The organism is Streptomyces cavernicola (genome assembly GCF_029968035.1).
Taxonomy (GTDB): Bacteria; Actinomycetota; Actinomycetes; order Streptomycetales; family Streptomycetaceae; genus Streptomyces; species Streptomyces cavernicola.
The window spans coordinates 1-22961 of the sequence record NZ_JASCIQ010000057.1 but is presented as its reverse complement, the minus strand read 5'-3'; the positions used below and the strand labels follow the sequence as shown (position 1 = coordinate 22961).

The 22961-nt window shown below is 71.4% G+C and carries 23 protein-coding genes; 17 read left to right on the top strand and 6 right to left on the bottom strand.

Annotated elements, in window-relative coordinates; translation table 11 throughout:
* Positions 1-159 precede the first annotated feature (159 nt).
* The 4 genes from QIS96_RS35020 (at position 160) to QIS96_RS35005 (ending at position 3753) form a co-directional block, all read left to right on the top strand.
* Entirely contained in the window at positions 160-849 is a 690-nt protein-coding gene (locus QIS96_RS35020) for a transposase (protein ID WP_282546890.1), read from the top strand.
* Positions 850-881: 32 nt separating this feature from the next.
* Entirely contained in the window at positions 882-2162 is a 1281-nt protein-coding gene (gene pcaDC, locus QIS96_RS35015; RefSeq protein WP_282546889.1) for a bifunctional 3-oxoadipate enol-lactonase/4-carboxymuconolactone decarboxylase PcaDC, read from the top strand.
* Positions 2163-2277: 115 nt separating this feature from the next.
* On the top strand, positions 2278-2919 hold the full coding sequence (locus tag QIS96_RS35010) for an MBL fold metallo-hydrolase (protein ID WP_282546910.1): 642 nt from the start codon (positions 2278-2280) through the stop codon (positions 2917-2919).
* 54 nt (positions 2920-2973) lie between these two features.
* Complete coding sequence (locus QIS96_RS35005; protein ID WP_282546888.1) at positions 2974-3753, top strand: exodeoxyribonuclease III; 780 nt, start codon at positions 2974-2976, stop codon at positions 3751-3753.
* A 118-nt stretch (positions 3754-3871) separates the two neighbouring features.
* On the opposite strand, the gene QIS96_RS35000 is transcribed toward QIS96_RS35005, so the two are convergent.
* The gene (locus QIS96_RS35000) at positions 3872-5656 is read right to left on the bottom strand and encodes an SGNH/GDSL hydrolase family protein (RefSeq protein ID WP_282546887.1); all 1785 of its coding nucleotides are present in this window, start codon (positions 5654-5656) and stop codon (positions 3872-3874) included.
* Between the two features lie 209 nt (positions 5657-5865).
* Entirely contained in the window at positions 5866-6045 is a 180-nt protein-coding gene (locus QIS96_RS34995) for a hypothetical protein (protein ID WP_282546886.1), read from the bottom strand.
* Between the two features lie 213 nt (positions 6046-6258).
* Here QIS96_RS34995 and QIS96_RS34990 point away from each other — a divergent pair, with 213 nt between their 5' ends.
* The 5 genes from QIS96_RS34990 to QIS96_RS34970 all read left to right on the top strand — a co-directional run bounded on the left by QIS96_RS34990 (position 6259) and on the right by QIS96_RS34970 (position 10076).
* Positions 6259-6699 carry a DUF6278 family protein gene (locus tag QIS96_RS34990; RefSeq protein WP_282546885.1) on the top strand — a complete coding sequence of 147 codons (441 nt, stop codon included), beginning with the start codon at positions 6259-6261 and terminating at the stop codon, positions 6697-6699.
* Between the two features lie 141 nt (positions 6700-6840).
* On the top strand, positions 6841-7584 hold the full coding sequence (locus tag QIS96_RS34985; protein ID WP_282546884.1) for an amino acid ABC transporter ATP-binding protein: 744 nt from the start codon (positions 6841-6843) through the stop codon (positions 7582-7584).
* 41 nt (positions 7585-7625) lie between these two features.
* Positions 7626-8552 carry a glutamate ABC transporter substrate-binding protein gene (locus tag QIS96_RS34980; protein WP_282546883.1) on the top strand — a complete coding sequence of 309 codons (927 nt, stop codon included), beginning with the start codon at positions 7626-7628 and terminating at the stop codon, positions 8550-8552.
* 10 nt (positions 8553-8562) lie between these two features.
* Positions 8563-9207 (top strand): amino acid ABC transporter permease, encoded by a 645-nt coding sequence (locus tag QIS96_RS34975; protein ID WP_282546882.1) that lies wholly within the window; start codon positions 8563-8565, stop codon positions 9205-9207.
* Positions 9204-10076, top strand: a complete 873-nt coding sequence (locus QIS96_RS34970; RefSeq protein WP_282546881.1) for an amino acid ABC transporter permease — start codon at positions 9204-9206, stop codon at positions 10074-10076. Before QIS96_RS34975 ends, QIS96_RS34970 begins: the two co-directional genes overlap by 4 nt.
* Positions 10077-10137: 61 nt before the next feature.
* Here QIS96_RS34970 and QIS96_RS34965 read toward each other — a convergent pair whose 3' ends face one another.
* Positions 10138-11757, bottom strand: coding sequence for a CocE/NonD family hydrolase (locus QIS96_RS34965; RefSeq protein ID WP_408907306.1), 1620 nt, complete (start codon positions 11755-11757; stop codon positions 10138-10140).
* A gap of 234 nt (positions 11758-11991) precedes the next feature.
* On the opposite strand from QIS96_RS34965, the gene QIS96_RS34960 reads away from it, so the two are divergent.
* Positions 11992-12762, top strand: a complete 771-nt coding sequence (locus tag QIS96_RS34960; RefSeq protein WP_282546880.1) for an alpha/beta fold hydrolase — start codon at positions 11992-11994, stop codon at positions 12760-12762.
* A complete protein-coding gene (locus tag QIS96_RS34955) occupies positions 12759-14021 on the top strand; it encodes a cytochrome P450 (RefSeq protein ID WP_282546879.1) in 1263 nt (420 codons plus the stop codon). The genes QIS96_RS34960 and QIS96_RS34955 overlap by 4 nt, the downstream gene beginning before the upstream one ends.
* Before the next feature lie 103 nt (positions 14022-14124).
* On the opposite strand, the gene QIS96_RS34950 is transcribed toward QIS96_RS34955, so the two are convergent.
* Both QIS96_RS34950 and QIS96_RS34945 read right to left on the bottom strand, forming a co-directional pair.
* Complete coding sequence (locus QIS96_RS34950) at positions 14125-14334, bottom strand: hypothetical protein (RefSeq protein WP_282546878.1); 210 nt, start codon at positions 14332-14334, stop codon at positions 14125-14127.
* Between the two features lie 303 nt (positions 14335-14637).
* Positions 14638-15393 (bottom strand): hypothetical protein, encoded by a 756-nt coding sequence (locus QIS96_RS34945; protein WP_282546877.1) that lies wholly within the window; start codon positions 15391-15393, stop codon positions 14638-14640.
* 103 nt (positions 15394-15496) lie between these two features.
* On the opposite strand from QIS96_RS34945, the gene ggt reads away from it, so the two are divergent.
* Entirely contained in the window at positions 15497-17308 is a 1812-nt protein-coding gene (gene ggt / locus QIS96_RS34940) for a gamma-glutamyltransferase (protein ID WP_282546876.1), read from the top strand.
* A 38-nt stretch (positions 17309-17346) separates the two neighbouring features.
* Entirely contained in the window at positions 17347-18033 is a 687-nt protein-coding gene (locus QIS96_RS34935; RefSeq protein WP_282546875.1) for a glycoside hydrolase family 75 protein, read from the top strand.
* A 473-nt stretch (positions 18034-18506) separates the two neighbouring features.
* On the opposite strand, the gene map is transcribed toward QIS96_RS34935, so the two are convergent.
* Positions 18507-19274, bottom strand: coding sequence for a type I methionyl aminopeptidase (map, locus tag QIS96_RS34930; protein ID WP_282546874.1), 768 nt, complete (start codon positions 19272-19274; stop codon positions 18507-18509).
* Positions 19275-19324: 50 nt separating this feature from the next.
* Between map and QIS96_RS34925 the strand changes: the two genes are divergently transcribed.
* The 4 genes from QIS96_RS34925 (at position 19325) to QIS96_RS34910 (ending at position 22806) form a co-directional block, all read left to right on the top strand.
* Complete coding sequence (locus QIS96_RS34925; RefSeq protein WP_282546873.1) at positions 19325-19576, top strand: helix-turn-helix domain-containing protein; 252 nt, start codon at positions 19325-19327, stop codon at positions 19574-19576.
* 133 nt (positions 19577-19709) lie between these two features.
* The gene (locus QIS96_RS34920) at positions 19710-20969 is read left to right on the top strand and encodes an alginate lyase family protein (protein WP_282546872.1); all 1260 of its coding nucleotides are present in this window, start codon (positions 19710-19712) and stop codon (positions 20967-20969) included.
* 5 nt (positions 20970-20974) lie between these two features.
* Complete coding sequence (locus tag QIS96_RS34915) at positions 20975-21364, top strand: PPOX class F420-dependent oxidoreductase (RefSeq protein ID WP_282546908.1); 390 nt, start codon at positions 20975-20977, stop codon at positions 21362-21364.
* 119 nt (positions 21365-21483) lie between these two features.
* The gene (locus QIS96_RS34910; RefSeq protein WP_282546871.1) at positions 21484-22806 is read left to right on the top strand and encodes a hypothetical protein; all 1323 of its coding nucleotides are present in this window, start codon (positions 21484-21486) and stop codon (positions 22804-22806) included.
* Positions 22807-22961 lie beyond the last annotated feature (155 nt).

Below are 22961 nucleotides of genomic sequence, written 5' to 3'. Positions count from 1 at the left end.
AGCGGCCGCCCGACCAGGACATGGGAAGGGACCCTGCGGTTCCGAAGCCGGAGAGCGTCGACTTCTACTTGCTGCGGGATCTCCTCAAGGCGACAGCTGCCCAACCCGGCAAGATCTGTTGACACAGCCAGGAACCGGTTCGCCACTGGCGACGGTGCGGTGCAGAGTGCTCGGCTTTTCAAGATTGCCAAGGACTCCGCCGTCAGGGCCCGCACCCAGACGATCAACCAACTCAAAGCCGTCCTGGTCATCGCCGACCCGGCCCTGCGGGAACGACTGTCCAGCCTCGGCAACCGGGAACTGTTCCGCACCTGTGCCCGCCTGACCCCAGATCAGGAGGAGGACGCGGAGGACAGGGACAGTGTGGCCGAGGCGACCCGGATCAGCTTGAGCATGCTGGGCCGGCGCATCGAGCACCTGACCGGGCAGATCGATGCCCTCAATCAGCGCCTGACCCGGCTCCTCGAAAGTCACGCCCCGCAGTTGCTCGAACCCGTGGGTATCGGACCGGACAGCGCGGTCACGCTCCTGATGACCATGGGCGACAATCCCGAACGCGTGCGCACGGAGGCGTCGTTCGCCGCTCTCTGTGGGGTCAGCCCCATCGAGTACTCCTCGGGCCGCCGGAACTCGCGCCGGCTCAACCAGGGCGGCGACCGGAGAGCGAACGCCGCCCTGCACCGGAACGTGTTCACTAGGCTGCGCCATGACCCGCGCACGCAGGCGTACTACGAACGCCGTACCCGGGAGGGCAAAACGCGTCGTGAGATCATCAGGTGCCTCAAGCGGTATGCCGCCCGTGAGGTATTCAACCTGGTCAAAACGGTATCCAGTGACCCCCCGTTATAGGGGCGTCCGTGACAGATGAGAGGGTCGGACGGGTGAGCGAGACGCCGAAGAACAGCCTGCAATACCGCTTTGACGGGCCAGAAGACGCACCGGTCCTGATCCTGGGCCCCTCACTGGGTACCACATGGCACATGTGGGATCGGCAGGTCCCCGAGCTGGCCAAGACCTGGCGGGTGTTCCGGTTCGACCTGCCTGGGCACGGCGGTGCGCCCGCGCACTCCGCCGACAGCGTCAGCGCCCTCGCCGACCGGGTGCTGGCCACCCTCGACGACCTCGGCGTGCAGCGCTTCGGCTACGCGGGCTGTGCGCTCGGCGGTGCCATCGGCGCCGACCTCGCCCTCCGGCACCCGCAGCGCGTCGCCTCGCTCGCCCTGATCGCCGCCTCGCCCCGCTTCGGCACCGCCGACGAGTTCCGGCAGCGCGGCGTCATAGTGCGTACGAACGGCCTGGACCCGGTCGCGCGTACGGCGCCGGAGCGCTGGTTCACGCCCGGCTTCGCCGCCAACCAGCCGGCCATCACCGAGTGGGCCGTGCAGATGGTCCGCACCACCGACCCGGGCTGCTACATCTCCGCCTGCGAGGCGCTCGCCGCCTTCGACATCAAGGCCGAGCTCGGCCGCATCGGCGTGCCCACGCTCGTCCTCGTCGGCTCCGAGGACCAGGTCACCGGCCCCGCCGAGGCCCGCACGCTCGTCGCCGGCATACCGGACGCCCGGCTCGCCGTCGTGCCCGGCGCCTCCCACCTGGCCCCCGTCGAGCAGCCCGCCGCAGTCACCGACCTGCTCGTACGCCACTTCTCCACCGCCTGGACCGAGCAGCACTCTGCGATCTCCGCGACCCCGCCCAAGCCGGTCCTCGCGCCGCCGATGCCGACCGCGCCGGTCGCCGAGATCGCGCCCGCCGAGGAGGCCGAGGTCGTTCCGTCGGGCCGGCCCGACACGTACGACAGCGGTCTGAAGGTGCGGCGCGAAGTGCTGGGGGACGCGCATGTCGACGCCGCGCTCGCCGCCGCCGACGAGTTCTCCGGCGACTTCCAGGACCTCATCACCCGGTACGTCTGGGGCGAGGTCTGGGCCAGGCCCGGCCTCGACCGGCGGATGCGCAGCTGCGTCACGCTGACCGCGATGATCGCGGGCGGCCACCACGACGAGCTGGTCTTCCACGTCAGGGCGGCGCTGCGCAACGGCCTCACGCCCGGGGAGATCAAGGAAGTCTTCCTGCAGGCCGCCGTGTACTGCGGCGCGCCCGCGGCGAACACCGCGTTCAAGGTCGCGCAGTCCGTCATCCGCGAGGAGACCACGCCGGAGGACTGACCACGCCGGAGGACTGACCATGCCGGAGGGCCGACCCGGCCGGATCCGGTCGGCGCGCTGCTCCCGTATGGCTGAAGCACACGGCCGACGGGAGCAGGATGGGGTCATGGCACACATGAAGCTCACGAAGAAGTCGCACGCCTGCGTCCGCCTGGAGAAGGACGGCCGCACTCTCGCCATCGACCCGGGCGGCTTCAGCGAACAGGACGCGGCGCTCGGCGCCGACGCGATCCTCGTCACCCACGAGCACCCCGACCACTTCGACGAGGGCCGGCTGCGCGCCGCCCTCGACGCGAACCCGGCCGCCGAGATCTGGACGCTGCGCGCGGTCGCCGACCGGATCGCGGCCGCCTTCCCCGGCCGGGTGCACACCGTCGGGCACGGCGACACGTTCACGGCCGCCGGGTTCGACGTGCAGGTGCACGGCGAGCTGCACGCCGTGATCCACCCGGAGCTGCCGCGGATCACCAACGTCGGCTTCCTCGTCGACCCGGGCAGCACCGCCGTCTTCCACCCGGGCGACGCGCTGACCGTGCCCGAGCAGCCTGTCGAGACGCTGCTCGTGCCGGTGATGGCGCCCTGGAACAAGGTGTCCGAGGTCATCGAGTACGTCCGCGAGGTCAAGCCGCAGCGGGCCGTCGACATCCACGACGCGCTCCTCACCGACCTGGCCCGCCCCATCTACGACACCCACATCGGGAACCTGGGCGGCGCCGAGCACACCCGGTACGCGTCGGGGGACGGCACGGAGCTGTGAGGCAGGCCCGGATCCCCGAGCCCGTTGTCGTACCCGCCCGGTAGGTTGTGAGACATGCGCATCGCGACTTGGAACGTCAACTCGATCACCGCCCGTCTGCCGCGCCTCCTGGCCTGGCTGGAGAACAGCGGCACGGACGTGCTGTGCATCCAGGAGACCAAGTGCGCCGCCGAGCAGTTCCCCGCGGACGAACTGCGCGAGCTGGGCTACGAATCGGCGGTCAACGCCACCGGCCGGTGGAACGGCGTGGCGGTGGTCTCCAAGGTCGGCCTTGAGGACGTGGTCAAGGGCCTGCCCGGAGGCCCGGAGTACGAAGGGGTGGAAGAGCCCCGAGCCCTCTCCGCGACCTGCGGCGGAGTCCGCGTCTGGTCGGTGTACGTCCCGAACGGCCGCGAGCCCGACCACGCGCACTACGCCTACAAGCTCCAGTGGTTCGAGGCCCTGAAGGCCGCCGTCGCCGAGGACGCCGCGGGCCCCCGCCCGTTCGCGGTGATGGGCGACTACAACGTCGCGCCGACCGACGAGGACGTCTGGGACATCAGCCTCTTCGACGGCGCCACGCACGTCACCCCGGCCGAGCGCGCCGCCCTGGCCGCCCTGCGCGAGGCCGGTCTGAACGACGTGCGGCCCCGCGCCCTGAAGTACGACATCCCGTTCACGTACTGGGACTACCGCCAGCTCGGCTTCCCGAAGAACCGCGGCATGCGCATCGACCTCGTGTACGGCAACGAGCCCTTCGCGAAGTCCGTGACGGACGCCTACGTGGACCGCGAGGAGCGCAAGGGCAAGGGCGCGTCGGACCACGCGCCGGTCGTGGTCGACCTGGACGTGTAGCGGCACGCCTTCGTCGTACGCCCGCGGGGCCGGGCGGGATGGAAGCATCCTGCCCGGCCCCGCGGCGCTGTGCGTGGGGCCGCCCAACTGCCTCAGCCCGCAAGCCCGTTCAGCCCGTTCAGCCCGCAAGCTCCTTCAGGTCGATCGACTCCGCGAGCGCGGTGAGGCCCGCGTCGCCCGGGTGGAGATGGTCGCCGCTGTCGTACTCCGGCAGCATCCGCGCCGGGTGCGCCGGGTCGCGGAGCACGGCGTCGAAGTCGAGGACCGCGTCGTACGTGCCGCTGGTGCGGATCCAGGTGTTCACCGCTGTGCGTTGGGCGTCCACACCCGGGGCCGTGCACAGGTTCTCGCCCTCGCACGGCGCTATCGTCGCGGCGACCACGCGCAGGCCGCGCGCCCGCGCACGCTCGGCGACCTCCTTCAGGCCGGCGATGACCTCCCCCGAGCTCGCGCCCCAGCGCACGTCGTTGACGCCCTCGAAGACGACCATCGTGCGGGCCGAGGTCTGCGACAGGACGTCCCGGTCCAGGCGGTGCAGTGCGCTGACGCCGCCGGTGTCGGTGGAGATCCCGTCCCCCGGATACCGGTCGCTGACCACGCGGTTCGCCGAGATCCCGTGGTTGATCACGCCGTAGTGCGGCACGTCGTTCTGGGCGAGCAGCCGTCGTGCGAGCACGTTCGGCCAGCGCAGGTTGGCGTTCTGGGTGGACTTCACGCCGTCCGTGATCGAGTCGCCCAGCATCACCAGGGAGCCGGGACCGCCGCCGACGTCGACACCGGTGAGGAACGGCCAGGTGGAGATCGTCGACGTGTACGCGGTGGGCGCGCTGTCGCCGCTGTGGTCGCCGGCGGTGCTGAGGTACGAGCGCTGGATGGCCTGGCTGTGCACGGGCGCCGCCGAGACCGAGCCGGGCAGATGGAAGCTGACGAGCAGATTGCTGTCGGCCGGGACGTCGAAGTCGACCGGATCGCTGAACGCCTGTGCCCCCGCCGGTATTTCGGTACCGGCCGAGCCCCGGAACGTCAGCCGCACCGGCGCCTGCCGCGGTTCGGCCCCGGAGCGCTGCACGGCGACCGTGGCACTGCCTATCCGCACCGGCGTACGCGCGAAGGTGTTGTCGAGGCGGATCCGCACCCGGGGCCCGCCCACGGAGGAGTGCACGACGAGGCGGAGCGTGCGGTCGACCCAGGGGCCGACGGCGGTGTAGCCCGCGGTCGAGGCGGACCAGGTGCCGCTCCAGCCGGTTGTGGCCGCGCGCACGGACAGGGCGAAGACATGCAGGTCGGGGCCGTTGTCCTGGGGCAGGGCGACCTCGGAGACCTCGCGGCCGCGGTCGACCGGGACGGTGACGACGTAGAGGCGGGCGGTCTCGGTGCGCTGGCCCTGCGGGGAGTTGATGTGCGGCAGCGCCACGGACTTGGTGGCGAGGGGGCCGGAGCGCCAGTCGGGGGCGGTGAGGCGGTACTCGCTGCTCGATCCGTCGCGGTAGCGGACGGTGCCGGTGCCGCTCGCCTCGCCGCCGGTGCCGGCGACCAGGAAGGCCAGCGCGTCACCGCGTCCGGCCACCGCCACGGACTGGCCGTCCGCCCGTACGTTGTCGGGCTCTCCCGGTTGCGTACGCGGGAGTTGCAGGCGGGCCGCGTCGACGCCGACGGTGCGGCCCGGGGTCCAGCCGGCCGCGGTCAGGTCCTGGGCGGAGAGCGAGGCGCCCGAGCCGTCGAAGTCGGCCGCCGCGGGCTGCTCGTCGCTGCTCACCGCCCGGTTGTCGAAGAGCCGCTCCAGCGGGAGCGGCTTCTGTCTTGGCTCTGCCCGTCTTGGCTCCGCCGCCGTGGCGTCGGTGAGTGGTGCGACTCCGGCAAGGAGTCCAAGGACGACCGTGGTTCCCCAGAAACGTCGGCGCACGGGCTGTCTCCTCCTCCTCACCTGCGGGGTGAGGGCCTTGTGACGACAGATGCGCCATGAAGCTAAGGAGAGGTGCAAGACCCGTCAATGACCGCCGTCTGAACTCGCCCTGAATTCAAGGAAGATGAGCGTTCCCGCTCAAACATCGTGGTCAGAACCGTCGGAGAGGTCTCGGCTCCGCACGGCCGAGTTGTCCGGACAGGCGCTGCTCAGGCCGCCTCCACGACCTCGTCCCGCACGGCGACCGCCCAGAGGGTGACCAGGCGTGCGTACTCCCGGCGCTGCTCGTCGGAGAGCCGGCCGTCCGCACGGCTCCACAGCTCGCGTATCTGCGCGTTGATCTCCGCGGCGGAGGGCGTCGGGCCATGGCGCTCGTCATTGAGGGACATGGAGTGAAGCCTAGGGGCACGGTATGACAATCCGCTACCGCCCGGTCACGGAAGGCTGCTCCCGCGCAGGTCGCATGAGCGATGGCCGGCCGCACAATGGAGGGGGGCCGTCGTGTCGGGGGTCAAGGCGGCACCCGGAAGGTGATCTAGTGCAACTACGACAAAGTGACAGCCATTTTGGGCGAAGCGGGCCGAATCGGCGGAGCGTGGATCATGAGGATGCCTTTCCTGGACAAGTGGCTCGGGCGTCGGACCGACGAGCCGGGCGCCGGCCTCGCGGTCGCCTTCGAGGAGGACCCGGACGGCGTGGCCGAGTTGCTCTCGGAGTGCGAACTCCTCCGCTCCCAGGCCGCGGCCGCCGGGCTTGAACTCGACGACAGCGTCGCCTCGTTGGAGGCCCTCGACCAGCTGCCGCCGCAGTGGCGCGACGACCCGGAGACGCTGCCCTGGTTCGGCAACGACGCGGGCCTCTATCTGGGAACCGTCCTGGTGCGCACCGTCCCGGGCGCCGTGTGGCACGTGTGGCCCGGCGGTCACCCGGTGGTCAGGCTGGCCTCCGGCAGGGAGATCCACGTGGTGGAGGCGGGGCTCGACTGGGCGGTCGCCGGGGCCCCCGAACTCTCCCAGGTGTACGCGGAAGCGGCCGAGGCCTGAGGCTCCGCGAGGCGGTTTCCCTAACTCCCTGAAGCGGAAATACGGTTAATTCCCGCCGGGTGCGTGTCGCCTGTTAAGTCCCGTATTGCTATGGATAGTTTGCGCGGACTGTCATACAGCGATGAATGAGTAGGGCTCGGAATGGCCGTCGATCCGTTGATCGAGCTGCGGGACGTCAACAAGTACTACGGGGAGTTGCATGTCCTGCAGGACATCAATCTCACCGTCGGGCGCGGGGAGGTGGTGGTGGTCATCGGGCCGTCCGGATCGGGGAAGTCGACCCTGTGCCGGACGATCAACAGGCTGGAGACCATCCAGTCGGGACACATCACACTGGACGGGCAGCCGCTGCCGGCGGAGGGCAAGGAACTCGCCAGGCTCCGCGCCGAAGTGGGGATGGTGTTCCAGTCCTTCAACCTCTTCGCTCACAAAACCGTCCGCCAGAACGTTTCTCTCGCCCAGATCAAGGTGCGCGGACGCAAGAAGGACGAGGCCGACAAGCGCTCCGGGGAACTCCTGGAGCGGGTGGGGCTCGGCGCGCACGCCGAGAAGTACCCGGCACAGCTCTCCGGCGGCCAGCAGCAGCGCGTGGCCATCGCCCGCGCCCTGGCCATGGACCCGAAGGTGATGCTCTTCGACGAGCCGACCTCGGCGCTCGACCCGGAGATGATCAACGAAGTCCTCGAAGTCATGCAGCAGTTGGCGCGCGACGGCATGACCATGGTGGTCGTCACGCACGAGATGGGCTTCGCCCGCTCCGCCGCCAACCGCGTGGTGTTCATGGCCGACGGCAAGGTCGTCGAGGACCGCACCCCCGAGGACTTCTTCACGAACCCGGAGAGCGAGCGCGCCAAGGACTTCCTCTCCAAGATCCTCAAGCACTGACGGGGCGCGCACCGATGACACGGACAACACGCAGCACACGCATGCCCGCACGCCTGCCCGCACGCAGGCTCGTGCGGGCGCTCGCCTGCCTCGCGCTCACCGCGCTCGCCGCCACCGCCTGCGGCAAGGACGGCAGCCCGCCCGTGAAGGGCCCGAGCGCCGAGGACCTCCCCAAGTACGAGATCGCGCAAGGCTTCCAGCTGGCGGACTCCACGACCTGGACGAAGGCGAAGAGGCGTGGCCGGCTCGTGGTGGGCGTCAAGGAGGACCAGCCCTACCTCGGCGAGAAGGACCCGGCGAGCGGCAGCTACTCGGGCTTCGACATCGAGATCGCCAAGATGATGTCGGCCTCGCTCGGCTTCGACCCGAAGACGATCCAGTACAAGACGATCGCCTCGGCCAACCGTGAAACGGCCCTGCAGAACGGCCAGATCGACTACTACGTCGGCACCTACACCATCAACGACAACCGCAAGAAGCTCGTCGGCTTCGCCGGGCCGTACTACCAGGCGGGCCAGAGCCTGTTGGTGCGCAAGGACGAGGACGAGATCAAGGGGCCCGACGACCTGGCGGGCAAGAAGGTCTGCTCGGCGGCCGGCGCCACGCCCTACCAGCGGATCGAGGCGGACTACCCGAAGGCCGACCTCGTCGCGTACGACACGTACTCGATCTGCGTCGACAACCTGCTGACGTACCAGGTCGACGCGGTCACCACCGACGACGCGATCCTGCAGGGGTACGCGGCCAAGGTGCCCGACGAGCTGAAGCTGGTCGGCAAGCCGTTCTCCGAGGAGCCGTACGGCATCGGGGTGCCGCGGAAGGACAACGCCCTGCGGTTCGCCCTCGACGACGCGCTCGCGCGGCACGAGAAGAACGGCGACTGGAAGAAGGCCTATGACGTGACGCTCGGCCTGTCCGGCGTCCCGGCGCCGAAGCCGCCGCCGATCGACCGCTATCCGGCGAGCTGAGGGGGCCGTCATGAACGTACTGACCGACAACTTCTCCACCTACGGCAAAGGGTTCCTCGGAACCGTCGAACTCACCGTCTACGCCTCGCTGTTGGCGCTCGTGCTCGGCTTCGTGATGGCCTCGTTCCGGGTCGCGCCCGTCGGGTCGTTCCGGGTGTTCGGCACCGTGTGGGTGACCGTGCTTCGCAACACCCCGCTGACCCTGCTGTTCTTCGCGGTGCTGCTCGGCCTGCCGCGGTTCGGACTCGTGCTCCCCTTCAAGGTGTTCGCGATCCTCGCGCTCGGCTGCTACACCTCCGCCTTCATCTGCGAGGCGCTGCGCTCCGGCATCAACACCGTGCCCAAGGGGCAGGGCGAGGCGGCGCGCAGTCTCGGGATGAGCTTCGGGCAGACGCTGAACAACGTCGTTCTGCCGCAGGCCTTCCGCTCGGTGATCCCGCCGGTCGGCTCCAACCTGATCGCGCTCGCCAAGAACTCGGCGATCGCGGGGGCGTTCAGCGTCACCGAGCTCCTCGGCACGTACAAGACCCTCAACGAACTGGGCTACAGCATCATCTGGACCTTCGTCTGGATCGCCCTCGGCTACCTGATCATCACCCTCACCATCAGCGCGGTCTTCAACTTCATGGAGAAGCGCTGGGGAGTCGCCCGATGACCGCGACCACGCACGAAGAGTCCAGCGCCCTCTACGACATCCCCGGACCGGCCGCCCGCAAGCGGCACTTCGCGTACGGGGCCCTGTCGACGCTCCTGATCCTGGGGCTCGCGGCCTGGATCCTGTACCTGCTCTTCGACACCGAGCAGTTCACCGCCACCAAGTGGACTCCCTTCGAGTACGAGGGAATCCAGGAGCTCCTCCTGACGGGCCTCGGCAACACGCTGAAGGCCTTCGCCATGGCCGCCGTGCTCTCGCTCGTGCTCGGCACGCTGCTCGCGGTGGGGCGGCTCTCCGACCACAAGCCGGTGCGCTGGCTGGCCACGCTGATCGTCGAGTTCTTCCGCGCGATGCCGGTCCTCGTGATGATCTTCTTCATCTTCGTGGCGCTGAAGGTGCAGCCGCTGCCCGCGCTCGTGGCGGGGCTCACGCTCTACAACGGCTCTGTGCTCGCGGAGGTCTTCCGCTCCGGCATCAACGCGGTCGAACGCGGCCAGCGGGAGGCGGCGTTCGCGCTCGGCATGCGCAAGACGCAGGTGATGACGCATGTGCTGGTGCCGCAGGCCGTACGCGCCATGTTGCCCGCCATCATCAGCCAGTTGGTGGTCGCCCTGAAGGACACCTCGCTCGGTTACCTGATCACCTATGAGGAGTTCTTGCACGCGGGGAAACTCATCGCTTCGAATCTCGACTACGATTTGCCGTTCATCCCCGTGGTGCTGGTGATCTCACCGATCTACATCGGGATGTGCATGCTTCTGTCGTGGTTCGCCACCTGGGTGTCCAAGCGGCAGAGGCGCAGCCCCAAGACGGAGGCCGTGGACGTCGCCCCGGCCGAACCGGGGACGCTGCTGCCGGGTCCGCAGTAGCACTCAGTGTCCGTCCGACGGACGGACCACAGGGCCAGGCCCGCCCGGCAGCAGCCGGAGATCACTGCTCGCGCAGCGGGACCGACACGTGACTCGGGTCGGCCGCGGGGGAGGAGAAGGTCAGCTGCGCGCCGGTCGGGTTGTGCTCGATGTAGAGCGGGTCGACCGTGTCGACCACCACGGCGAGGCGATGCCCGGCCGGTACGTCGTAGGCGGTGGAGAACAGCTCCAGGTCCACGGGGAACGGCCGGCCGGGCGTCTTGCCGTGGAACGTGTACGGCGCGTGCGAGACCAGCTTGCCGAGGCCGAGCGGCCCCACGTCGTAGAGGTATGCGACGAGGGTGCCGCTCGACTCGTTGCTGGAGACCGTGGTGTGCACCTTCGCGGTGCCGCGCACCTGCTGCGCGGTGGTGTACCGCTCGGACTGCCAGACCGCCGCGCGGGAGCGGGGCAGCAGCGGCATCGACGCCATCGGCGGGATCTTCGCGAACTGGTCGAGGAGCCCGGTCAGCATCACCGTGCCGCCGTTCGCGCCCGAGTCGGAGTTGGTACGCAGCGTGTGGGTGCCGTCGAGATCGATCCTGGCGCTCTTCGTGCCGACGGACTTCCAGTCGGGGTAGCCCTCGTAACCGCCTGTCGTACGGGACTTGAGCTGGACCGGGAGTTCCTGGTCGATGCCGTTGCGCTCGCCCTTGAGGTGGCGGTCGAACCAGCGCTGTGAGTTGCTCCACACGTCGTTGGGAAGGCCGAACAGGCCCGTCGCCTCGGCCGTGGCGTGGTCGCCGGGGCGGAACTCCAGGCGCTTGGGGCCGGTGAGCTTCTCGTAGAACTCGGCGTACTGGTTGGGCGGGAAGAGGGAGTCGCCCCAGGCGTTGCCGAGCATGACGGCAGTGTCGTTCCTGTTCAGGGCGTCGATGTACGTGGCGGGGGAGCGCTTCTTCCCCCACGCGATCATCTCGTCCTCCTGGTCGAGGTCGGAGGCGAGGAAGTCCTTGAGGGTCTGCTGGAGTTCGGGGCTGGGGCGGCCGGTGAGCGCGCCCGCGCCGCCGAGCAGTTGGGCGGCCTGCTTGTGCTGGGTGCGGCCGGAGTAGATCGAGTCGATCAGGTCGGCCCAGCCGCTGAGCGCCGCGACCGCCTTCACGCGCGGGTCGTGGGCGGCGGCGAGGAGGCTGATGCCCGCGCCGTAGGAGACGCCGGCCATGCCGACGCGGTCCGGGTCGGCCGGGGTGTTGGCCAGGGTCCAGTCGACCACCTTGCGGGCGTCCGCGACGTCCTCGGGGCCCGCGGTCTCGATCTCGCCGCCGGACTGCCAGAAGCCGCGCGAGTTGTAACCGACCACCACATAGCCGGAGTCGGCGAGCTTCTTGGCCTGGGCGACGTACTCGATCTGCGGCATGGCCCAGCTGGTGGGCAGCACGATCGCGGGGTAGCGGTCGCCCGGCTTCGCGTCTGCGGGGGTGAAGACGTTGGCCTTCAGGACCGTGCCGCCGTCGCCCTCGATGTCGACGAAGCGCGGGCCGGCGGTCTCCGCGGCGGTGACGGCGGCGGGCGCCGCGTGGGCCGCGGGGGCGAGGCCGAACGCGGCGCCCGCGACCAGGGCTGCCGAGAGAGTGCCGGCGGCGGTGCTGCGGAGCGCCTTGCGGCGCGGTTCTCCCACGGGTCCCACGGGGTCACTCCTCATGTCGAGTGCAAAGTGACCCGACGGTAACCTCGGCTGTTTACTGGAGGTAACCCGTCGGTAAGTTACGCGCCTGTAACGATTGTTGGGCGTGCGTACGGCGCGAGCCGGGGGCGCAGGGCGGCGCGGCACGCACCCGGCGTGTCGCCGCTGTGACCGCTCTGCGCCCTTGCCGGAGGCGGAAGATGGGGACACCTTGGTGACCGCCCGCACCCGCACCCGCGAACGGAGTCGCACGTGGCCTTCCCGCTGCCCCACACCCTGCTCGGATCCGGACCGCACAAGGTCTTCGCCGTGCACGGCTGGTTCGCCGACCGCGACGCCTACGCGGCCGTCGGCGCCGACCTCGACCTGGAGTCGTTCACGTACGCCCTCGTGGACCTGCGCGGATACGGGGAGGCGCGCGGGGAGGCCGGGGCGTACACCACCCAGGAGGGCGCCGCCGACCTGGTGGCGCTCGCCGACCGGCTCGGCTGGGACCGGTTCTCGGTGATCGGGCACTCGATGGGCGGCGCGGTCGCGCAGCGCGTCGTGGCCGTCGTGCCCGAGCGGGTGCGCCGGCTCGTCGGCGTCTCGCCCGTGCCGGCGTCCGGGCTCTCGCCGACGCCCGAGCAGTGGGCGTACTTCTCGTCCGCCGCCGAGCTCACGGATGTGCGGCGCGGCATCATCGACACCACCACCGGCGGCAACCGGCCCGCCGCCTGGCTCGACCGCATGGTCCGCCGCTCCCTGGACCGCAGCGACCCCAAGGCCTTCCGCGCCTGGCTCGACTCCTGGGCGCGCGAGGACTTCCACACCGAGGTCGACGGCAGCACCGTGCCCGCCCTCGCCGTCGTCGGCGCGCTCGACCCGGTGCTCGGCGCGGAACTGACCCGGCAGACCTGGGGGCGCTGGTTCGTACGGGCCGAAGTGGTCGAGCTGGCCGCCGCCGGGCACTACGCGATGGACGAGACGCCGCTCGAACTCGTCCGCGTCGTCGAGGACTTCCTGCGCGCGGAGCAGCTGTGACGGCCGCGGCACCCGGCCGCGTCCCCGATGTGTTCGACCCGCGGCTGCTGCGCGACGGCATCCCGCACGAGGCCTACCGCGAGCTGCGCGCCCACCACCCGGTGGCCTGGCAGGAGGAGTACGAGGTGCTCGGCTGGCCGGCCGGGCCCGGGTTCTGGGCGGTCGCGCGCCACGCCGACGTCGTCCGCGTCCTCAAGGACCACGCCACGTTCTCCTCGCACCTCGGCGCCACCCAGATCCGCGACCCGGCCCCCGACGACCTGCCGTTCATCCGCCGCATGATGCTCAACCAGGACCCTCCGCACCAGGTCCGCCTCCGCCGGCTCGTCAGCAGGGCGTTCACGCGCGGGCGGATCGAGCGGTTCGAGACGAAGATACGGGAGCGGGCCCGCCAACTCCTCGTAGCGGCAAGGGAGTTCGGGGACGGGGTCGACCTCGTCTCGACCGTCACCGACGACTACGCGCTGCTCAACCTCGCCGACCTGCTCGGCGTGCCCAAGAGCGACCGCGGACTGCTCCTGAAGTGGACCGAGCGCGTCATCGGCTACCAGGACCCGGACGAGGCGGCGGCGCTTGTGCGGGGGCCCGACGGGCGGCCGGTCGATCCGCGCTCGCCCGCGATGCTGCGGGAGATGTTCGACTACGCGCAGGGGCTCGCCGCGTACAAACGACGCCACCCCAGCGACGATGTGATGACCGCGCTCGCGCACGCCACGGACGGCGACGCCCGGCTCAGCGCGGCCGAGCTGGAGATGTTCTTCTTCCTGCTCACCGTCGCGGGCAACGACACCGTGCGCAGCGCCGCGCCGGGCGGCCTTCTCGCACTCGTCGAACATCCGGGGGAGCAGGCGCGGTTGCGGGCCGGGGAGGTCCAACTCGCCTCTGCCGTCGAGGAGTTGCTGCGGTGGCATCCGCCGGTGCTGACGTTCCGGCGTACGGCGACGCGGGACGTCGAGATCGGCGGGCAGCGGGTGCGGGCGGGCGACAAGGTGGTCGTCCTGCACGCCTCCGCCAACCATGACGAGCGGGTGTTCGCCGACCCGTACCGCCTGGACCTCGGGCGCACGCCCAACCCGCATGTGTCCTTCGGAGAGGGGCCGCACGTCTGTCTCGGGGCGCACTTCGCGCGGCTGCAGCTGCGGGTGCTGTACGAGGAGGTGTTGCGGCACTTTCCGGTGCTGGTCGCCGCGGGGCCGCCGCGGAGGCTGGTGTCCAACTTCATCAACGGGATCAAGGAGTTGCCCGTGCGGATCGCCTGACGGCGGGCGACGAAAGGGAATGCCCCCTCGGCAAGGGTGCGGCCGAGGGGGCGGACGTCTCGGAACGGGCTCAGCCCGGCAGGGGCTCAGCCGCTCCGGACGGTCAGAAGGTGGCGACGTTGAGGTTCGCCGTACCGTTCTGCAGGTCGGCCACGCCGTCGGCGACGACACCGTGACCGGCCAGCTCGACGCCGCCGAAGCCCTGCACGTGGTTCTGGTCGCCGTGCAGGTTCAGGGCCGCGGCTCCGCCGGCCAGGGCGTCCAGGGCGTCGTCGGCGATCTCGCGGGTCTCGATCGGGGCGTTGTAGCTCATGAGGAAGCTCTTCCTTCGTCGGGGGACTGTGCATGAGACGGCAGGGCCACAGCAGGGGGGCCGGCAGACCCGCAGACACGGAAGAAACCTGCGGAACCGAGGCGCCGATCACCGGCCGACTCACTTGTGACAGCGCACCGGACCCGCTGCGTGTCACACCTGCGGAGGATGGATTTTCAGGCCGCACCATGTGTCCGGGAATGCGGCTGATGTGGTCTGCCAGAAGATCGTCAAGTGTCCGTTGATCACCGGGGTTTGACGTCAAATCCGGATATTCGGGCGGTCGTCCCGACGGTCGCTCACTCAGTCCTTCGGCGCCCGGTGCGAGGTGCGTACCGGAGGGACCGGCGCCTGCGCGGCCTTCGTCACATCGGCGACCAGCTCCACCACATCCGGCCCGTACGCCTGCGAGTTGACCACCTTCAGAAGCAGCACGAAGGAGTTCGTGCCGTACTTGCGGGCGAGCCGCTCGTGGTGCCGGGCCAGATACCGCGTCGCCGCCTGATGCGTGATCGCCCGCTGCCCGCAGAACAGGAACACGGGCCGCGCCTCCTGCCCCTGCCCCGCCGTCAACCGCGCGAGCACCACATGCTCCGCGCGCCCCGGCTCCATCCGGTACCGCTCGCTGCCGATCTGGAACGCACCCCGGTCCGGACCCGGTTCGGGGGTGGAGTTGACCCGTACGCCCGGCAGCAGTGAGTGCAGATGCGCGGCCATGCGGCGGTTGGCGGCGGGGCCGCCCACGCAGAACTCGGTGCGCTCGCCGAAGCCCTCCTTGACCGTGTCGTGCGCGATCACCTGGGCGTTGGCCCCGCACTCCTTGACCAGCGCGGAGAGTTCGAGCAGCGAGAACATGTCGGTGTGCGACACGGCGAGTTCGGGACCGCCCGCGTCACGGCTCACGACGAGCAGGGTCTCCGCGTTGGCGGGCAGCCCGAAGAAGGCCTGCTTGCGCCTCAGTCCCCGCTTCCACAGGTACGTACGGGCGAACCAGCCGAGGGACGCGACGATCCCCACGGCGAGGACGCCCAGGGCGACGTTCACAAGGTCTTCACTCATGGGCGGGCACTCTAGCCGCCGGACGGACCGGTGTTCGAGGGGGGCCTGACGTGTTCGCGCCGCGAAGTTACGCTGCGCAGACAGTCGTTGACCGGAGGTACGGATGCGTCGTCCAGTTGCGCGGAATCTCTCGTTGCTCGCCGTTTCAGGAGCTTTGGTGACGGTCGGTGCGGCCGCGCCCCCTTCGTCGTCGGCCTCCGCCGGTTCCGTGCCACCGCCGCCGAAGTCGCCGGTCGAGGTCGGCTACGGCGGGGCCGTGTCCAGCGTCGACCCGGACGCCTCCGCCGCGGGCATCGAGGTGCTCCGCAAGGGCGGCAACGCGGTGGACGCCGCCGTCGCCACGGCCGCCGCGCTCGGCGTCACCGAGCCGTACTCCGCGGGCGTCGGCGGCGGCGGTTACTTCGTCTACTACGACGCGAAGTCCGGCAAGGTGCACACCGTCGACGGCCGCGAGACGGCCCCGGGCAGCGCCGACAGCGGGCTGTTCCTGGAGGACGGCAAGCCGCTCCCGTTCGCCGCCGCGGTGACCAGCGGGCTCAGCGTCGGCACCCCGGGCACGCCCGCCACCTGGGACGCGGCCCTCGACTCCTGGGGCAGCCGCCCGCTCGACCAACTCCTCGAACCCGCCAAGGAGTTGGCGTCCAAGGGCTTCGTCGTCGACGAGACGTTCCGCGCCCAGACCGCCGCCAACCAGGAGCGCTTCGCCGACTTCCCCGCCTCCGCCGAGCTTTTCCTGCCCGGCGGCGAACTCCCGGCGGTCGGCTCGGTCTTCAAGAACCCCGATCTGGCCCGTACGTACGCCGAGCTGGGCGACAAGGGCAGCCGCGCCATGTACCACGGCAAGCTCGCCGAGGAGGTCGTACGGACCGTCAACGAGCCGCCCGTCGACCCGGACTCCGGGCGCGAGGCCAGGCCCGGCGACCTCACCACCGGGGACCTCGCCGGGTACGCGGTGAAGCGGCAGGCGCCGAGCCGGGCCGAGTACCGGGGGCTCGACGTCTACTCCATGGCGCCCTCCTCGTCCGGCGGCACGACCGTCGGCGAGGCCCTGAACATCCTGGAGCGCACCGACCTCGCGAAGGCCACCGAGGAGCAGTACTTGCACCGGTACATCGAGGCCAGCCGGATCGCCTTCGCGGACCGCGGGCGCTGGGTGGGCGACCCGGCGTTCGAGGACGTGCCGACGAAGGAGCTGCTCAGCCAGGAGTTCGCGGACTCCCGCGCCTGCCTGATCAGCGACGACAAGGCCCTCACCAGCCCGCTCGCACCCGGCGACCCGCGCGACCCGGAGTCGTGCGGCACCGGCGACAAGGCCGCCCCGACCACGTACGAGGGCGAGAACACCACGCATCTGACGGCCGCCGACAAGTGGGGCAACGTCGTCGCGTACACGCTGACCATCGAGTCCACCGGCGGCAGCGGCATCACCGTGCCGGGGCGCGGCTTCCTGCTCAACAACGAGCTGACCGACTTCTCCTTCGCTCCGGCGAGCCCTGACGTGCACGACCCGAACCTGCCGGGCCCGAGCAAGCGGCCGCGCTCGTCGATGTCGCCGACGATCGCCCTGAAGGACGGCCGGCCGGTGCTCGCGCTCGGTTCGCCCGGCGGCGCGACCATCATCACCACCGTCCTGCAGACCCTCACCGGAGTGGTCGACCGCGGCCTGCCGCTCGTCGACGCGATCGCCGCGCCGCGCGCCAGCCAGCGCAACGCGGCCGCCACCGAGCTCGAACCCGGCCTGTACGGCAGCGAGTTGAGGGCGAAGCTGGAGTCGATCGGGCACGCCTTCAAGGAGACCTCGGAGATCGGCGCGGCCACCGGCGTGCAGCGACTGCCCGACGGGCGCTGGCTCGCGGCGGCGGAAAAGGTGCGAAGGGGCGGGGGCTCGGCGAGGGTGGTGCACCCGAGCTCTTGATCACTTCCTAGGGGTCTCCCTTGCATGCACTGAATTCTGTGCTGGTGCCGGCCGCCCTCGCCCCCGTCCTGCTCACCGCCCTCGCCGCCCCGCCCGCGGCGGCTGACGAGAGCGGTCCGACGGTGGTGGCCGAGGAGGGCGGCCCGACGGTGGCGGCCGCGCTGCTCGCCAAGATCCGCGGCTGCGCGCAGATCTCCAAGGGCCGGTACCGCGCGGACGACGGGGCGCCCGCGAACATCCCGGTCTGCGGCGGCAAGGGCGTCGTGCACTTCAAGGCCGACCTGGACATCGACTGCGACGGCCGCCCCAGCAGCGTCTGCAACAAGCGCACCGACCCCTACTTCCAGCCCACGACGGCCTTCCAGGACGCGCGCGGCCGGCACCTCGACTCGGCGAAACTGCCGTACGTCGTGGTGCCGGGCGCGAGCAAGCTGTGGAGCCATCGCGACTCGAAGGTGTGGGGCGGGGGTCTTGCCGCGGTCGTCCACCGCGGCAAGGTGCAGTACGCCGTCGTCGGCGACACCGGCCCGGCCGACCTCATCGGCGAGGCCTCGTACGCGACCGCCCGCGGCCTCGGCATCAACCCGCATCCGGTACGGGGCGGGGCGGCGCGCGACGTCACGTACATCTTCTTCACGGGCAGCGAGGTCAAGCCGATCGAGAGCGCGGGCGCCGCGCAGCGGATGGGGGCGGAGCTGACTCGGCGGTTCCTTGCGGGGCAGTGAGGGCTGTTGTTTCACCCCGGGGCTCCGCCCCGGGCCCCGGCCCGGTCGCTTTTCGACTGCCGCGCCGCTGCGGCTGGTCGCGCCCACGCGGCGGCAGCCGCAAATGTCACAGCCCCGCGCCCCTGAATGTCCGGGGCTTCGCCCCGTGCCCGGTTGTTTTTCGGCTGTCGCGCCGTTGTGGTTGCTCGCGCCCACGCGGCGGAGCCGTAAATGTCACAGCCCCGCGCCCCTGACGGGGCGCTCCTCCCAGCCTCATTCCGCCAAATTCAGCCCCTCCGGCGTTGGAGATGGGGGTCCCCCCTGCTCGAGCGAAGCCGAGAGCTTGGGGGAGGGGGTCTGGGGGCTGGCCCCCAGGAGCCGACGGCAGCCACGCGGCGGCAGCCGCATATCGGGCGCAGCCGGGAAGGGGCGGGGAGGGGATCAAATCAGGCTCGACAGGGCCGAGTCGACGGGGCCGGGCGTGGTCCGGAGGCTCACAGGGTCGTGAGGACGCGGGGGCCCGCCTCCGTGACAGCCACCGTGTGCTCCGCGTGCGCCGCCCGACTGCCGTCACATGTGCGCAGCGTCCACCCGTCCCGGTCCGCGTAGTAGTCGTCCCCGCCACCCCCGGTCAGCATCGGCTCGATGGCCAGGACCATGCCGTGCCGCAGCCGCATCCCCCGCCCCGGCCGCCCCTCGTTGGGCACGCCCGGGTCCTCGTGCATCTCGCGGCCGATGCCGTGGCCGCCGAAGTCGTCCGGGATGCCGTAACCGGCCGAGCGGCAGACCGTGCCGATGGCGTGGGCGATGTCTCCGATGCGGTTGCCGACGGCGGCCGCCGCGATGCCCGCGTCGAGCGCCGCGAACGCCGTCTCCACGAGCCGGGTGTCGGCGGCGCGCGCCCTGCCCACGGTGAAGCTGACGGCCGAGTCCCCGACCCAGCCGTTCAGCTTCGCGCCGAAGTCCGCGGAGACCAGGTCGCCGTCGCGCAGCCGGTACCCGCTCGGGATGCCGTGCACGATCGCGTCGTTCACCGATGTGCACAGGACCCCGGGGAACGGGGTGGGGGCGAAGCCCGGCCGGTACCCGAGGAACGGGGAGTCCGCGCCCGCCTCCTTCAGGACGCCGCGCGCCACCTCGTCCAGGTCGAGCAGCCGGACGCCGACCTCCGCCGCCTCCCGTACCGCCGTCAGCGCCTGGGCCACGACTCGGCCCGCTTCCCGCATCGCGTCGATGGACGCGTCCGTCTTCAGTTCCACCATGCCAATTACTATACCGGTATAAAAATTGGGTCGGGCTGTAGACTGGCCACATGGTGCGCACCCCTCTCACCCCCGAAGAGCGCGAACGCGGCGAGCGGCTCGGCCAGTTGCTGCGCGAGGCCCGCGGCGGGCGGAGCATGATCGAGGTCGCGGCGAGCGCCGGACTCTCTGCCGAGACCCTCCGCAAGATCGAGACCGGCCGCGCGCCCACCCCGGCGTTCTTCACGGTCGCCGCCCTCGCCGGCGCCCTCGGTCTCTCGCTCGACGAAGTCCTCGCGCGCTGCTCCGCAGTCCCGGCCTGAGGGACGGCCGACCCCACGGCCCAGGCCCAGGCGCAGGGCCTGGCGCAGGGGCAGGCCCAGCCCCAGGTCCCGGGCGGCGCGGCCGGAGCAACAGATCGCGCGGGCCCGCGACACGCCGGTGCACGCTGCTCGTATGGCCACCCGACCGCGCCCCGTACGCCGCATACGCAGTGGGCTCGCCGCCTGCGCAGTCCTGGTCGCAGCGCTCGCCGCTGCCGCCCCGCGCGCCGTGGACCCGCCCGCGCCGGCGCCGCGAGCGGTCGGGCCCCGCGCCTTCACCCACCCGGGCGTGCTCCTCGACCGCTCCCAACTCCATGTGCTCCGCGCCCATGTGGAGTCCGGCGCCGAGCCCTGGGCGTCGGCCTACCGCGCGATGGCGAACAGCCGGTACGCACAGGCCGGGTACCGCCCCCGCCCCGTCGCCGTGGTCGCCTGCAAGCCGTACGAGAACCCGCCCGCCTGCACCGCCGAGCGCGAGGACGCCGTCGCCGCGTACACCCAGGCGCTGCTCTGGTCGGTGACCGGGAAGCGGGCGCACGCCGAGAAGTCCGTGCAGATCATGGACGCCTGGTCGAAGGTGTTGCGCGACCACACAGAGGGCAACGCCGGGCTGCAGGCGGCCTGGGCCGGGTCGACCTGGGCACGGGCCGCCGAGATCGTGCGGCACACCTACAAGACCTCCGACGGCTCCGACGGCTGGCCCAAGGACCGGGTGGCGCGCTTCTCGCACATGCTGCGCCACGCCTACCTCGCCGAGTTCGACGTGAAGGTCGCCGACTACAACGGCAACTGGGACCTGACGATGACCGACGCGGCCCTCGGGATCGGCGTCTTCCTCGACGACCGTAAGGTGTTCGACCAGGCCCTCGCACGCTTCCGGGCGCGCGTGCCCGCGTACTTCTATCTGCGCTCCGACGGGCCGCTGCCGCTCGCCCCGCCCGGCGGCAGCGCCGACACCCCGGAGAAGATCCGCGCCTACTGGTTCGGGCAGCGGCGCTTCGTCGACGGCCTCGGTCAGGAGTCCTGCCGCAACTTCGAACACGTCGGGTACGCCCTGGCCGCCACCGCGCACACCGCCGAGACCGCGCACCACCAGGGCGTCGACCTCTACGGCGAAGTGCGCGAACGGCTCCGCGCCGCAACGGAGTTGCACTCCGGGTACCAGCTCGGCGGCGCCGTGCCGCAGTGGTTGTGCGGCGGTAAGCCCGAGCTGACCCTCGGGCCCGACCTGGAAGTGGTCCTCAACCACCTCAAGAACCGACTCCATGTGCCCGTGCCACATACCGAACGCCTCGTGCGCCGCACCCGCCCCGCAGGCACCGACGACCTCTTCGTCGCCTGGGAGACCCTCACGCACGCGGGCGCGAGCAGCGCGCCTAAGCTCCGGCCATGACCCCCATGAACGCCTCACTCCTCGGCCGCGTCCCCTACATCAGCCTCACCACATACCGGCGGAACGGGGTCGGCGTCGCCACACCCGTATGGGTCGTACGGGCCGGGGACGAGCTGTGGGTGTGGACGCGGAGCGACTCCTGGAAGGTCAAGCGGCTGCGACGGGACAAGAACGTGCGGGTGTCGCCCTGCGACGTGCGCGGCCGGGTCGCCCCGGACGCGCCCGCCGTCGACGGCACGGCGCGCTTCCTGACCGCCGACGAGATGCCGAAGCTGCGCAAGCTCCTCGCGCGCAAGTACCGCCTCCAGTACTGGCTCGTGGACCTGCCCGCCACTCTCGTACGCCTCGGCAAGCGCCCGCACACCGGGATCGCCGTACGCCTCAACGCCCAGTAGGCGTCCCGCCGAAAAGCGCCCGTAGCCGCCCCGTAACACGGCGGGTGTGCAATGCCAGCCGGACGGACGGGCCGAACAGGCCCGCTTCCGTGGTTTCTGCGCTGACGGGGGCGAGCGGTATGGCACAGCATCAACTCCCTTCGGCGGTCGGGGAGTTCGCCGCGTACTTCGAGGATCTGCTGTCCCGGCCGGACCAGCGGGCGGGCTGGTGCGGAGTGTTCTGGCAGCGCGACCCGGAGGGCGTGACGGCCTGCCTCGACGGCGTCGAAGTGCCGCCCTGGGACGTCGTCCAGGCCCTGCTCCACGACCTCGCCGGCGACCACGGCGACCCGGCCGCCGAGCGCGAGGCCGCCCTCGCCCGCCCCCTGCACCGCGCGGCGCTCGCCGCCCAGGACGAGCTGCCCGGCGCCCGCCGACTCCTGGCCGAGCGGCTCGACCTGATGCGCGACGAGCAGCGGTACGCGATCGAGCGCCAGGACCTCATCGCCGCCCGGCTCGCCGAAGCGCCCGCCCCGCACGAGGCCGAACGCCTCCGCCTCGACCTCGCCTGGGCCCGCGACGACGAGGAGCGCGCGACGGCCAGGAGCGAAGAACTCCGCTCGCGCATCGCCCAGTTGGAAGCGGGGGAGGTGGCGGAGGGGTCGGGGGCGGCGTCTGACCGGGAGCGGCGCACGCCTGCGGCCGCCCGGCGGAAGCGCCCGCGCGGGGCCAGGTACGCCTGGGGCGCGGCGGACGAGGGTGACGCGACGGACGAGGCCGTGCCCGTGCCCGTACCGGAGGCGATGCCCGGGGCGGCCGTGGCCGCGGAGGCTCCGCGGGGCGCCCGGTTCGCGATGGCCGCTGCCGTGCCGGAACCCGCGCCGCGGCCGGCCCCCGAGTCGGCCCCCGAGTCGGCCCCCGAGCCGGACGACGCCGCCTCGCGTGCGGCCGCCGCACAGGCCGTACGTGAGCTGGTCCGGCTCCGCGGCGCGGGGCGCAGCGGCGAGGCGTACGCGCTGCTGTGTGAGGCCGTGCTCGGCCCTGCGGACCAACTACCGCTGCTGGCGGAAGAGTTGGAGTGCGCGGGGCTCGCGGCCGACTGGGTGACGCTGCTGTGGGAGAGTGCCTCGCTGCCCGTGGAGCGGCTCGTCGCGGCGGCCGACGCGCTGGCCGCCGCGGGCCGCGCCGACGACGGCGGGCAGCTGCTCCGGCAGGGAGTGGCCCGCCCCGCGCCCGAGCTCGCCGAGGCCGTGCTCGCCCTGCACGAGTCCGGCCGGGAGCGCGAGGTGGCGGCGCTCCTCGACGCGTACGTACGGGTGCGCGGACCGCAGGAGGCGGCGCGGTTCGCCCTGCGCGACCCGGCGCGGCTCGCGCCCCTGGTCCTGGACGCGGCGCGCGCGGTGTCGCCGGAGCGGGAGTGGGACCTGGTGCACGCGCTGCGCGTGGCGGGCATCGCCGTCTGAGGTGCGGGGGAAGGGCCCGGACGGTCGACGGGAGGGCCGGTGTCCTGTGGGGGCAGGCCACATGTGTGCGGGCCCTATGTGGGCAGGCCACGTGTGTGGCGGCACCTATGTGGGCGGACCACATGTGTGCGGCACCTATGTGGCCCGCCCACACG